The following is a 13449-nucleotide window of genomic DNA, read 5'->3' on the forward strand; positions in this document are numbered from 1 at the left end:
CGCGGTTATGAGTAAAGAAAAAAGTATCCGGACCGTCAAGACAACGGTCACACACCTTTTACTGGCGGGCATCGGCTTCGTCTGGATTTATCCCTTCTTGTGGATGATCTCCGCATCGTTCAAGAGCCAGGCGGAATTTTTTGAAAACAGGCTGGGGCTGATTCCGAAGTCACCTACCATTGAGAACGTCATACGCATCTGGAACAAGGCAGATTTTGGAACTTATTTTATCAATACGATCATTGTCACCGTGTTTTCCGTGCTCATCGTTCTGGTTATGACCATGATGGCCGGTTATGCGATGGGCCGGTACAAGTTCCGGGGGAGGAACATGTGCATGGCGGTATTCCTCGGGAGTATTGCAATTCCTCTGGTCAGCACCATCATCCCCACTTACGAGGTGGTAAAAAGCATGGGGCTTGTAGGCACAAAGCCGGGGCTGATTCTGTCTCAGGCGGGCGGCGCACACGTGATCTTCCTGCTGCTGTTTACCAGCTTTTTCGAATCTGTGCCCAACGAGCTGGAGGAGGCAGCGAAGATCGACGGCTGCAACTTTTTCCAGACATTTTTCCATGTCATGATGCCTCTGTGCAAGCCGGTTGCGACTACGGTGGTGATCATGGAGACCATCTGGGCATGGAACGCATTTATGCTTCCGCTGGTATTGACGCTGAACAATCCGGCATCCCGGACTCTGGCCGTAGGCCTGTATGCGTTTAAGGGAGAGAATACCGTGGACTGGACGGGAATCGCGGCGGGCGGTACCATTGCGGTTATTCCAGTGGTCATCCTGTTTATTTTTATGCAGAAACACTTTGTAGAAGGAATTGCCGGGGCGGTGAAGAGCTGACCCCTCTTTGGAAAGGAAGGTACATAACATGCTGAAAAAGAAAATCGCAACCCTGATCATTGCCGCGGCACTGGCGGCTGTTTCCCTCGCGGGATGCGGCGCGATGCCGTCCATAGGCGGTTCGGAGACAGGAAGCACGGAGGAGAAAGCCGGAGCGGATGCTTCGGAAGAAACGGATGCCGACGGAAAAGTGACTCTCCGGATCGTAGACTGGAGCGACGGCTCCGCGAACCAGCGGGAGGAATTTCACAAGAAATACATGGAGGAGCACCCGGACGTCAACATTGAGTATACCATGCTGACGGTAGACCAGTTTAAAAATACCATTGTAACCATGATCAAATCCGGCGAAGGACCCGATCTCTTTCCGATTCCGGTGGGGCTGACATTGAATACCGCCGTGAAGGAGGGCTGGTATCAGCCTATAAACGGATTTGTCGGGGAGGATTTTGCAGACCGGTTCGATGCTCTGTCCTTCGAAGAGGGCGTGACCCACATCGGTGAAGACTGGTACACCATTACAGAGGTTATGCCTACGATCCAGTGCCTGTTTTTTTATAACAAGGACGTGCTGGACGCGGCAGGCGTGAAGGAGATTCCATCCACCTATTCTCAATTCCGGGAGGCCTGCAGAAAGGTGACGGAAAATGGGAAGGGCAATGTCTATGGCCTGATCGACGGCGGAAAGCAGATGAACCGTATGGATGTCTTGGCGCGTTCATTGGCTGCGGCCGCAGGAGGTAAGGTGGCCGCGACCACCAAAGTTCTGGCGGATCAGGGAGCGGCTCCCTATGACACAGAGGAAATGAGACTGGCTTTGGATCTGATCCGGGGGCTTGTGGATGACAGAAGTATCCATCCGGACACGATCAATATCAGCGCGCCCGAAGCGAGAGAGCTCTTTGCCCAGGGACAGGCCGCATTCCTCTGTCAGGGTATGTGGTGCATCGCACAGTGGGACGAGACCTATCCTGACCTGAATTATGGAGTTATGTCTGTCCCGGTGCCGGACGGGGTGGCAGACACTTATGTCCAGGGCGGGGAATTGTCTCCCTGGATGGGGATCTACAAGCAGTCGAAGCATCCGAAGGAAGCCGCTGAGTATCTGATGGCGCTGTACAGCGAGGAATACGGCTACCAATCCAGCTGCGTGGAGGACGGAATCTTTGTGTCTGTGATCCCTTCCATCAATGAAGCTTATATGACCAACGAGGTGATGAAGCAATACTATACCATTGCGGAGGAAACCTCCCGGGTAGTGCCGACCATCGTGAAACGGGATGAAAAGGCAAACGATTTTTATGCGGAGATCAAGGATGTCCAGCCCAGCCTGGGAGCCATCGTCCAGGGGATCATCTCCCAGAGCATCCCGGATTACGAGACAGCCCTGCAAACATTGGCAGATGAATCCACGAAAGAGTGGAAGCGTGCCTGCGAGGCTGTGGGGATGGATTATGCGGCTCTGGAATTTCCAAACTGGGATACGGCCAGGGATTATACGGATGAGGATTATGAAGCATTGAGGTAGCGGAAAGCGGAACAAAAAAGCATATACCAGGGAAATCAAGCATAATTTATAATGATCAGTTGAGGCGCGTATAAAAAAAGCTCCTCCGGTTTATGAAACATAGCCGGAGGGGCTTTTTCCTATAGTGCGGAGACATTGCCGGCAGCAGCCGGTCATTAAAATCTTTAAGAAATCTTAAGAATATTTTGTGGAGATAATAGGTATTTCGTTATATAATAGATGAGTAGTCTGTGATTTCGGGAATACGCAGAGGAAAGGAGGGGGAAAGTGGACAAGGTAATCGAGGTAAATAACCTGTACAAATTATATCGTGTGGGCAATTCTGTTGTGCGCGCATTAAACGGCGTGAGCTTTGCAGTCTATCCCGGGGAGTTCTGTGCGATTGTGGGAACCTCCGGCTCCGGAAAATCGACACTTCTCAACATGCTGGCAGGGCTGGAGAAGCCGACAAAGGGAGAGGTCATTGTCAGCGGACAGCACATGGAAACACTCAATGAAGACGGCCTTGTAAAATTCCGCAGGGAGAATGTGGGATTCATTTTCCAGTCGTTTCATCTGATCGGAACAATGAATGCCCTGGAAAATGTGGCCCTGCCCTTAAGCTTCCGGGGAGAAGCGAGAGGCAGCCGGCTCAAAAAAGCGGATAAGATGCTGGAGCTGGTAAATCTGAAAAAGCACAAAAAGCATATGCCCAACCAGATGTCCGGCGGCCAGCAGCAGCGTGTCGGCGTGGCCAGGGCGCTGGTGGTTGATCCCAAGATCATCTTTGCGGACGAGCCGACCGGCAATCTGGACTCCCACACATCGGAAGAAGTGATGCATTTGATGCAGCAGGTGGTGCGGGAACAGAAAAAAACGCTGGTTATGGTAACCCATGATAACCATCTGGCAGCCTATGCCGACCGGATCTTTCATATTATAGACGGCAATATCGTGAAGATTGAAGACAACCGGAAAAAGGCACATGCCGCGTCTGCAATGGATGCCAGGCAGAACATATAAAAGATTAAGATAACGGAAAGAGAGGAACAGGATTCATGAAAAAATGGACGCAATGGACAGGGATTTTTCTGAGCCTGTCGCTGGCCGTCTCCTGTGTGCCGGCGATACATAGTCAGGCGGGATACGGCACGGCACATGCACGGGCGGCGGCTGCTTTCCCGGGGACAGGGATTATGGCAGCAACAGCGGTGCCGGACGGTGCGGAAAGTTCACAAGATCCGACAGACGCTTCTGACGGAGCGGATGCAGCGGATTCGGATTCCGGAAATGGTCTGTCCACAATTCGGATTTCAGTAGGAAACGGACAGGCTACCCCGCAGTACCAGGCAGGGCAGAAGGTGGAAAAGCTGACGGTCACTGTAAAAAACAGCAGTACTTCTCCTGCGCAGAATGTCGTGATTTCTCCGGTCATTGATGATGCCAAAGAATGGCCCTTTGAGATCGACAGTATGAACTATGACAAAGAATTTCAGAAAATCGACGCAAACGGTTCGGTAGAAGCTGTTTGGGAGAATCTGAGAGTGCGTGAGGACGTCGAGACAAAATCCTACAAGTTGGTTTTCGAGATATTGTACGATGGTATAAAAGAACCCTGCAGGAAATATGTCTATGTAAAAACAGCGGGTACAAAGGGTGACGAGCCCCAGGAACCAGGATATCCGCCCTACCCTCCGATCATTATCAATCCGCCGTCAGCCGAGCAGCCGGGGGATCAGCCCTCCGACGGGCAGCCGGAGGATCCCGGGATCCAGGGTGGCATGGAGGAAGGCGGCGTATATAACGGCGATATCTCAGCAGTTGGAGGCGGAGGCGGTTCTGATGAAAAGAAAGGGGTTCCGAGGGTCATTGTGACCGGATTCAATACCGAACCGGGAGCCGTGAATGCAGGAAGCAATTTCCGGCTCATCGTCCATGTGAAAAATACATCTACAACAACGGCAGTTTCCAACATGCTCTTTGATTTTCAGGCACCTTCCGCCGGGACAGAAGCGGCCGCGGAAGCACCGGCGTTTTTGCCCTCATCCGGGGCCAGCTCCATTTATCTGGACCAGATTCCGGCAGGGGAGACGAGGGATGTTGCCATCGACCTGAATGCAAGGGCGGATCTGGTGCAGAAGCCGTACAGCATCAATATGTCCATGCTCTATGAGGACTCAAACGCGTCCCAGTACGAGGGAAGCTCCAGTCTGGCAATTCCCATTTACCAGGCAGCCAGGTTTGAATTCAGCGAGATTGAGCTGTCGCCGGCCAGCATTGAGGTGGGGCAGGAGGCAAATCTGATGTGCAGCCTGTACAATACCGGCCGTGTGAAGCTTTACAATGTAAAGGTGAAGTTCATGGGCGATGGCATCAGTGCCAAGGAAGTATTCGTAGGCAATCTGGATTCCGGCGCCACAGGAACCATTGACGGGATGCTGACCGGAGAATCCGAGATCATGCCCGGGACAAAGTGTAAAATGGTCGTAACCTATGAAGACGAATCCGGGAACCCATCCTCCAGAGAGGAAGAATTTGAGATCCAGGTGACGGCTCCTATGGAAATGGATATGGGAGATATGGAGATGATGGGGGAGATGCCGGAGGAAGCGAAAGGATTTCCGGTCATTCCGGTTGTCATTGCGGCGGCAGTCATTCTGGTGATTGTTCTGGCCGTGGTTCTGACCCGCAGAAGGAAGAAAAAACGGGCACAGGCAGAAGAGGAGGATTTAGCGGATGAGGTGGATCGATTTACTGAGGATGAGTAGCGGAAACCTCAAAAAAAGAAAGCTCAGGACTTTTCTGACGATCCTGGGTGTAGTGATCGGTACGGCTTCGATCGTAGTTATGATCTCCCTCGGGCTTGGGATGCAGCAGTCCATGTACAAGCAGATCGAGCAGGCAGGAGGCATGACGGCCATTACGGTGACAGGACAGGATGTGGGCGGAATGATGTACTATATATCATATTCTCCCGAAGAGGGCGAAGCAACGAAATATGTCACGGATGATACGATTGCTGAAATAGAAAAGCTGGAGCATGTAAAAAGTGTGACTCCGTCTCTTACTATGAGATCCATGATCCTGAGCGGAAATTATTACGCCGACATTCAGTTGGTGGGTATGACACAGGAGGAACTTGAGAGGCAGCATATGGACCTGGTAGAAGGCAGCCGTATGCCGGAGTCCAATTCCGCAAGCCTGGAGCTGGTGATCGGAAATATGGTTCCTATGGATTTCTATGAAAAGGGATCCAATAGAGGTTACTGGGAGACGCAGCAGCTTCCGGATATTGATTTTATGAAGGATCCTGTATTCCTGATCCTGAGCTCGGAGGATTATTATAATGCACAGTCAGGCGGTAATTCCGGAGCATTTGGTTCGGAGGGGAATGCCGCGCCGGTGAAAGCACCGAAAAAATATGTGGTACAGGCCAGCGGAATGATGTCCGGAGGAATAGATACCTATCACAACGGCTCTTATAATGTATACTGTGATATCTGGACGTTAAAAAGCTTCCTTCAGAAGGAATACAGAGGAAAGGCTATTCCCGGACAGCCCAAGACACAGACAGGAAAGCCTTACAAGTTCTTTGCTTATACCAATGCCATGGTGCAGGCAGATGATATCGATCACGTAGAGGATCTGGCCGCCGCCATTCAGGGGATGGGCTACAGGACCAGCACCAATGCGGAATACCTGAAAAGCGCACAGCAGGAGTTTGCCATGATCGAGGCGGTGCTGGGCGGAATCGGCGCTGTGTCGCTGTTCGTAGCGGCTATCGGAATTGCCAACACGATGATGATGTCCATCTATGAGAGGACGAAGGAGATCGGAGTCATCAAGGTGCTGGGCTGCAGCCTGCGCAATATCAAACAGATGTTCCTTCTGGAAGCCGCGTTTATCGGCTTTATTGGAGGTCTGGCCGGCAATATCCTGAGCTTTCTGCTGTCCTTTGCGATCAATATGGTTACTGCCCATGGCGGAGCCATGGGACTGGACAGCGATATTTCCTACATACCGGTGTGGCTGGTGGCAGCGTCCATGGGATTTGCCGTGCTGGTGGGAATGGTGGCCGGGTATTTTCCGGCGCTGCGCGCCATGCGGCTGAGCCCGCTGGCTGCGATCCGAAATGAATAAGAAGCTGTAGTAAAACAGAAAAGAAAAGCAAAGAGACAGTGGAACCGGGACGGACGCTGTCTCTTTCATGACGCGGTATGCAGCATGCTGATGATTTCTGCCTGCATGATTTTTTACATAGCTATTCTTCGATTACCTGGATTTCCAGATAGTCAAAATCAATGGAATCCACGAAATTATCCTGATAAAACCTGGCCTTGCTGTGACGCTTAAACTCCGCGATCGTGGCGTCCAGCCAGATGGGCTTGCTTAAGTCAAATTCATAGCAGACGGCATCCAGTGCGTTGAAAATTTTATGCGTGCGTGTATCATCCGTCTCGTCACAGATCACCGTGTCACGGACCATGCGGTTATCCTTCCACTCTTTTCCCCATAAACGGAACATATCGAATCTTCTCCTTTGATCAAAAGTATATCGCCCCAAACGGCGCAGTATCTAAGGCGTCCTCCACGGAACAGTTACAGTATATCATCAGACGCAGGAAAATAAAAGACAGAAATTATAATGACAAAAGAGAAGAATCGTGCTATATTTTTTACAATCATTATCTGAAAATCAAGAGACAGGGGGAAGATTCATATGAAAAGCATGCTGGACAGAATTTTTGTAGACGGCCTCAGCGGGATGGCGCAGGGCCTGTTCGCTACCTTGATCATCGGGACGATCATACAGCAGATCGGTACATTTGCAGGCGGGGACGCGGGCAATCTGATCTATCTGACAGGAAAGGTGGCGGCGTCTATGACAGGGGCCGGAATCGGCGTAGGAGTCGCCAGGAAGTTCCAGGCAGACCAGCTCGTTGTAGTATCAGCCGCTACGGTGGGAATGGTGGGGGCCTTTGCGGGCAAGCTGCTCTCAGGAGAGATCATGCAGGATGGCACCATGGTATTCGCCGGACCAGGGGAACCGCTGGGGGCGTTTGTGGCCGCCTATGTGGCGATTGAGGTAGGCATCCTGATCAGCGGCAAGACGAAGCTGGACATCATCCTGACCCCCCTGGGGTGTATTGGGGTGGGGGCTGTCGTAGGAATATTTGTAGGCCCGCCTATTTCAAAATTTATGGCATGGCTGGGCTCTCTGATCAATTGGGGGACGGAGCAGCAGCCGTTCCTCATGGGGATTGTTGTTTCCGTCCTGATGGGGATGATCCTGACACTGCCGATCAGCTCCGCGGCTCTGGGAATCATCCTGAACCTGTCGGGACTCGCAGCCGGCGCGGCCACCATCGGCTGCTGCTGCAATATGGTAGGCTTTGCGGTGGCAAGCTTTCGGGAAAACCGTTTCGGCGGGCTGCTGGCCCAGGGAATCGGAACCTCCATGCTGCAGGTGCCGAATATCGTGCGGCGTCCCCTGATCTGGCTTCCTGCGATCCTATCCAGCGCAATCCTGGGCCCGGTGGGAACCATGCTGCTCCATATGACAAACAATGCAACCGGATCGGGTATGGGGACGGCCGGACTGGTGGGACAGATTATGACATGGCAGGTAATGACCCAGACCGAGCCGCCGACGGTGGTTCTGGTGAAGATCCTGGTGATCCAGGCGTTGCTTCCGGCGCTGCTGACATGGATGATCTCAGAATTTATGCGTAAGAAAAACTGGATACATTACGGGGACATGAGACTGGATCTGTGATGCTCCAGGTGTTCATTTTTACGATCAAAATACATAAATATGCATGTACTTTGAATATACGTAGAATACGGTTGAATAGATAGAGGGTACATGATATGATAAGACGTGGGGCCATACTGAGCAGGCCCTGGGGCGGGCTGTATTCCGGCAGCCCTGAAAATAAAATACAAAAGCAAGGGAGGTGATCAATTGAGGGGAGAACAACAGATGCAGGATGCAATCAGGAATTATGAGGACGTAGACAGTTGGAAAACAGTGATTTTCCTGTATAATGCAGCCCTGAAGGAAGTCGGGACCAAGCTGGAGATTCTGAACGATGAATTTCAGCATGTACATAAGTACAACCCAATCGAGCATATTAAAACAAGAATCAAAACACCGGAGAGCATCGTTAAGAAGCTGAAGCGTTACGGCCGGGAGACTTCCATTGTAAATATGGTAAAATATATCAACGATATCGCAGGTGTCCGTCTGATTTGTTCTTTCACCTCGGATATATACCGGCTGGCTGAGATGATTGGAAATCAAAGCGATTTGAAAGTGCTGTCGATCAAGGATTATATCAAGAATCCGAAGGAAAGCGGATATAAAAGCTATCATATGCTTGTGTCCGTGCCGATCTTCCTGTCCGACAGTGTTGTGGATACAAAGGTTGAGATTCAGATCAGGACAATAGCGATGGATTTCTGGGCAAGTCTTGAGCATAAGATTTACTACAAATTCGAAGGAAATGCACCGGAATATATCAGCCGGGATCTTCGGGAGTGCGCGCAGATGGTTGCGGAACTGGACGATAAGATGCTTTCTCTGAATGAGGCGATCCAGGCGTGTCTGGATGATATATAAGAGGCTGTCGGGAAATGGGATTGCAGGAATGCAGCCATTTACCGGCGGCCTTTTTAAACTTAGTATTTGTCATGAAAAAAACCGGCGGCTGTCAGTCCGGCGCCGCCGGCATATGAAAAAATCCTTATAAAAGGGAGGATGCCGGGTGGTCGATTGCTCAACCCCCGGCATGTATTATGAAAAAGTTTATTCAAGTAATCTTCTGACGTCTTTTTCAGTATCAAATGTGTTCTTCATTTGATGATATTAGTATATCCGTGAGAAATGAAGAAAACGTGATGATAAAGTGAAGGTTTTTTAAATGATAAATGAACAATCTGTGAACTGGGATTTTCTCGGGATATTTGGGAAATGATTTAGAAAAAAGTAAGAAAAAGCAGGAAAAATTTATGCTCCGGGCACTTGGAAAGTGCTGGAGATTATGCTATCCTAAAAACGGAGTTTTTTTCGGAAGATAAGGTTTACCGGCAATGAGATTTGCGTGGAAGCTCCCAAAGGCTTTCAGACGTTAAGCTGAGGAGGGAATGATATGACGAAGAGTGAATTTCTGGCACAGTTGAAAAAGGCGCTCCAGAACAACCTGAGCAGCAGCGCCGTGCAGGAGAATATGGATTATTATGACCGCTATATTATAGAAGAGACGGCAAAAGGCAAAAGCGAGCAGGAAGTGGTGGACATGCTGGGAGATCCCTGGATTCTGGCGCGTACGATCACAGATGCCAGCGACGGTACGGACTGGGAGACCGTACATGAGACAGGAAGCGACAGGAGCACATCTTCCTATGGCGAGCGAAGCCGTGAGCAGAACCGGAGCGGGATGCATATGTCCGGGGTAAGCACCTGGGTGCGCGGGATTCTTCTGGTCTTGTTTGTGGTTATGGTGCTGATGCTGATCGTATCCATCGTCAGCGGAGTGGTAAGCTTTCTTGCGCCTGTGCTTGTGCCCATTCTGATTGTAATGTTTGTGATTCGCCTGTTTGGCGGCCGGCGGTCTTGAAGCCGGCTGCGTCAGATATAAGAACGGTAAAAGACCGATGGGGGAGCCATCGGTCTTTTGAGGGGAGTATAAATAATTAATAAGGGGTTGTAGAAAGTATACTTTCTACAAATCTTAGTATAATATATCAAATTGGAAAATGCAAGCAAAAATGAAAAATTCTTTATAAAAATTAAAAGAAAATGGCTTAAAATGGGCTGAAAATCAAAATTTGAGGAAAATTCGATGCATAAAAAAACAAAATAGAGAGAGAATATGAGTGTACTAAATAATTTCAGGAGGAATTTTACTCATGGCAAAGAATACGAACAACTCAAATTCAAACAGCAACAGCTCCTATTCATCTTACGCGGATGAGAGCAACAAGAACTCAAACAAGAACGCGCAGAACAAGAACAGCTCTAACGCACAGAACAAGAACAGCAATCAGAGCAACAGCCAGAACAGAAACGCATACAACGAGAAGAGCAACTACTAAGTTACCGTTACCAATAACCATCTGGCAGGTAAATATCAGGGGCGTAGTAAATTCAACTTTACTACGCCCCTGATTTATAGTAAGATATCAATACGGGATCAGAGAAGGATCTGGTTTGAAGGAGGTTTTCATGGAAAGGGTAGAATTGATTGCTCCCTGCCATTTTGGCCTGGAATCGGTACTGAAAAGGGAGATTCTGGATTTGGGATATGAGATCATAAAAGTAGAAGACGGACGGGTAACGTTTCGGGGAGATCAGGGGGCGGTCTGCAGGGCCAATCTGTTTTTGAGGACCGCGGAAAGGGTTCTGTTAAAGACCGGAGAATTTAAAGCAGTCACATTTGACGAGCTTTTTGAAAAGACGAAGCAGATTCCGTGGGAGGAATATATTCCCGAAGACGGCAGGTTCTGGGTGACAAAGGCGGCATCGGTGAAAAGCGCCCTGTTCAGCCCTTCAGACATCCAGTCCATCATGAAGAAGGCAATGGTAGAGCGGATGAAATTACGCTACCGGAAGGAACGGTTTTCGGAGGAAGGGGCATCCTACCCAATCCGTGTTTTTTTTATGAAGGACATTGCGACGGTGGGGATCGACACATCCGGCGTATCATTACATAAGCGGGGATACCGCCAGCTTTCCAGCAAGGCGCCGATCACGGAGACGCTTGCGGCTGCACTGATCCTGCTGTCTCCGTGGAAAAAAGACCGAATCCTTGTAGATCCGTTCTGCGGAAGCGGTACATTTCCCATTGAGGCGGCTATGATTGCTGCCAATATGGCGCCGGGCCTGAACCGGTCTTTCACGGCAGAGGAATGGACGGGCCTGATACCGCGGAAGCTGTGGCTTGAGGCGGCAGATGAGGCAAGGGAACTGGAAAACTTGGATGTGGAGACGGATATCCAGGGCTATGATGCGGACGGGGAGGTGATCCGGGCTGCCAGGCAGAATGCCGCGGACGCCGGGGTGGAGCATTTGATCCATCTGCAGCAGCGTCTGGTAAGCGAACTGCGCCATCCTAAGAAGTATGGATTTATCATTACCAACCCGCCCTATGGGGAACGGCTGGAGGACCGGGAGTCTCTGCCGCAGATCTATCGGGAGTTTGGAGAAAGCTTCCGGCGGCTGTCCGACTGGTCCGCCTATGTGATCACCGGGTATGAGGACGCAGAGCGGTACTTTGGCAGGAAGGCAGATAAGAATCGAAAGATATACAATGGAATGATCAAGACCTATTTTTATCAATTTATGGGCCCAAAACCGCCCAGACGAGAAAAGAGAGGTCCGGAAAACTGATTTTCGAATGGAATCCCGGAAAGATTATGGGTTTTGGTCGCAAAATAAATGATTTTGTGGTATACTACGTTTAGTCCGACTATTTATGTCCAGAGGCACCGAAAGCCGGCCATCCGGCGGTCTTTTGAAGGCGTTTCGCGTGAGGGCATGAGTTGTATGGATCGGATCAATGTACCAAGCGCCGGATCAATCTGCTGCTTGGCATCATAGAAAAGAATGATAGAAAGACTGAAGATGAACTGAGAAGGTAGGATTATGGAAAGAAGAATTGTATTTGCGACAGGAAATGAAAATAAGATGGTTGAAATCCGCATGATTTTATCAGATCTGGGAATGCCGGTTTATTCCATGAAGGAGCTTGGAGTGGAGGCTGACATCGTGGAAGACGGGATTTCTTTTGAGGAAAATGCGGAGATCAAAGCCAGGGCAATTTCACGGCTTCTTCCTGATGACATTGTCCTTGCGGATGATTCGGGCCTGGAGATTGATTATCTGGATAAGGCGCCGGGAATCTACTCCGCGAGATTTGCGGGAGAGGATACTTCTTATGATGTGAAAAACTGCATTTTGCTGGACAAGCTGGAGGGGATTCCGGAGGAAGAACGTACCGCCAGGTTTGTGTGCGCGGTTGCGGCGGCATTTCCGGACGGAAGTGTGGAAACGGTTCGCGGTACGATAGAAGGGTCGATTGCCCAGGAGATGCTTGGGGAAAATGGCTTTGGATATGATCCCATTTTCTATGTGCCGGAATACGGCTGTACGACGGCGCAGATGGATCCGGACAAGAAGAATGAGCTGAGCCATCGCGGGAACGCGCTCCGTGCCATGCGCAAGATCATCGAAGCAAGATTTGGGAAGGAAGAGGAATGAGGATTTTAATTGTCAGTGATACTCACGGATATCACAAAAACCTGGACCGTGCGCTGGAAAGTGCGGGAGAGGTAGACATGTTTATCCATCTTGGGGATGTAGAGGGCGGAGAAGAATATATCAATGCCGTAGTTGGGTGTGAAAAGCACGTTGTCAGAGGGAATAACGATTTTTTCTCGGATCTTCCGAAGGAAGAGGAGTTTTATATCGGAGAGAAAAAGGTGTTTATCACTCACGGGCACGCATATTGCGTTTCCCTGGACCCGCAGCAGATCAAGGAAGAGGGAAAGGCAAGGAACGCGGATATTGTCATGTTCGGGCATACGCACCGGCCGTACCTGGAGCAGGATGGGAGCATCACGGTGCTCAACCCGGGAAGCCTGTCCTATCCGCGCCAGGAGGGACGGAAGGGCAGTTATATGATCATGGAGACGAAAGACCAGGGAGAGGCGGAATTTCACCAGCTTTTCCTGTAATAAGGGAAGAGGGCCGGGGAAAAGACCGGTTCTTTCAATCTTCCCCTTTGCCGCAGCAATAGCCCACGGCAAGCCCGATCAGAAATGATATGCACGTCAGAATGATAATAACAGCGGGATGCAGCATGTCTTGTATCCTCCATGGAGTTTTTGAGGCGTCGGGACGGTATCTGAGAGGTACCGTCTATATCTATATGTATGCAGGCCGAGACAGGATCGTGCATGTTTTGGTTAAGAAAATCAAAAAACAGAATTTGGATAGGGAAACAGGCTGTTGCTGTCCGGCAGGGTGCTCAAAATTTTTTTCTTGGTTGTCCGCAAGATCTTCCTCTTCCTTTGAACAAGGTAGAGAGAA

At 50.1% G+C, this 13449-nt stretch carries 13 protein-coding genes; 12 read left to right on the forward strand and 1 reads right to left on the reverse strand.

The genetic code is table 11. The features are described 5' to 3' along the window. The first annotated feature begins 7 nt into the window (after positions 1-7). The 5 genes from EBB54_RS00855 (at position 8) to EBB54_RS00875 (ending at position 6497) form a co-directional block, all read left to right on the forward strand. Positions 8-850: a carbohydrate ABC transporter permease gene (locus EBB54_RS00855; protein ID WP_243127461.1), complete on the forward strand. Its 843-nt coding sequence runs from the start codon at positions 8-10 to the stop codon at positions 848-850. A gap of 28 nt (positions 851-878) precedes the next feature. Beyond that, the gene (locus tag EBB54_RS00860) at positions 879-2378 is read left to right on the forward strand and encodes an ABC transporter substrate-binding protein (RefSeq protein ID WP_125125980.1); all 1500 of its coding nucleotides are present in this window, start codon (positions 879-881) and stop codon (positions 2376-2378) included. A gap of 267 nt (positions 2379-2645) precedes the next feature. Beyond that, a complete protein-coding gene (locus EBB54_RS00865; protein WP_125125981.1) occupies positions 2646-3380 on the forward strand; it encodes an ABC transporter ATP-binding protein in 735 nt (244 codons plus the stop codon). A 35-nt stretch (positions 3381-3415) separates the two neighbouring features. Further along, positions 3416-5125, forward strand: a complete 1710-nt coding sequence (locus tag EBB54_RS00870) for a COG1361 S-layer family protein (protein WP_125125982.1) — start codon at positions 3416-3418, stop codon at positions 5123-5125. Continuing rightward, a complete protein-coding gene (locus EBB54_RS00875; RefSeq protein WP_125125983.1) occupies positions 5094-6497 on the forward strand; it encodes an ABC transporter permease in 1404 nt (467 codons plus the stop codon). The genes EBB54_RS00870 and EBB54_RS00875 overlap by 32 nt, the downstream gene beginning before the upstream one ends. 121 nt (positions 6498-6618) lie before the next feature. On the opposite strand, the gene EBB54_RS00880 is transcribed toward EBB54_RS00875, so the two are convergent. Further along, positions 6619-6882: a hypothetical protein gene (locus EBB54_RS00880; RefSeq protein WP_004077486.1), complete on the reverse strand. Its 264-nt coding sequence runs from the start codon at positions 6880-6882 to the stop codon at positions 6619-6621. Positions 6883-7077: 195 nt separating this feature from the next. Between EBB54_RS00880 and EBB54_RS00885 the strand changes: the two genes are divergently transcribed. The 7 genes from EBB54_RS00885 to EBB54_RS00915 all read left to right on the forward strand — a co-directional run bounded on the left by EBB54_RS00885 (position 7078) and on the right by EBB54_RS00915 (position 13094). Beyond that, positions 7078-8133 carry a PTS transporter subunit IIC gene (locus tag EBB54_RS00885; RefSeq protein ID WP_125125984.1) on the forward strand — a complete coding sequence of 352 codons (1056 nt, stop codon included), beginning with the start codon at positions 7078-7080 and terminating at the stop codon, positions 8131-8133. 207 nt (positions 8134-8340) lie between these two features. Next, positions 8341-8979 (forward strand): GTP pyrophosphokinase, encoded by a 639-nt coding sequence (locus EBB54_RS00890; RefSeq protein ID WP_016296336.1) that lies wholly within the window; start codon positions 8341-8343, stop codon positions 8977-8979. Between the two features lie 529 nt (positions 8980-9508). After that, positions 9509-9976 (forward strand): DUF1700 domain-containing protein, encoded by a 468-nt coding sequence (locus EBB54_RS00895; protein WP_125125985.1) that lies wholly within the window; start codon positions 9509-9511, stop codon positions 9974-9976. 292 nt (positions 9977-10268) lie between these two features. Beyond that, positions 10269-10454, forward strand: coding sequence for a hypothetical protein (locus EBB54_RS00900; RefSeq protein ID WP_125125986.1), 186 nt, complete (start codon positions 10269-10271; stop codon positions 10452-10454). Positions 10455-10584: 130 nt separating this feature from the next. After that, on the forward strand, positions 10585-11748 hold the full coding sequence (locus EBB54_RS00905; RefSeq protein ID WP_125125987.1) for a THUMP domain-containing class I SAM-dependent RNA methyltransferase: 1164 nt from the start codon (positions 10585-10587) through the stop codon (positions 11746-11748). Positions 11749-12003: 255 nt separating this feature from the next. Beyond that, positions 12004-12618, forward strand: a complete 615-nt coding sequence (locus EBB54_RS00910; protein WP_004077477.1) for an XTP/dITP diphosphatase — start codon at positions 12004-12006, stop codon at positions 12616-12618. Continuing rightward, positions 12615-13094: a metallophosphoesterase family protein gene (locus EBB54_RS00915; RefSeq protein ID WP_125125988.1), complete on the forward strand. Its 480-nt coding sequence runs from the start codon at positions 12615-12617 to the stop codon at positions 13092-13094. Before EBB54_RS00910 ends, EBB54_RS00915 begins: the two co-directional genes overlap by 4 nt. Positions 13095-13449: the final 355 nt, after the last annotated feature.

The organism is Schaedlerella arabinosiphila, assembly GCF_003885045.1.
Lineage (GTDB): Bacteria > Bacillota > Clostridia > Lachnospirales > Lachnospiraceae > Schaedlerella > Schaedlerella arabinosiphila.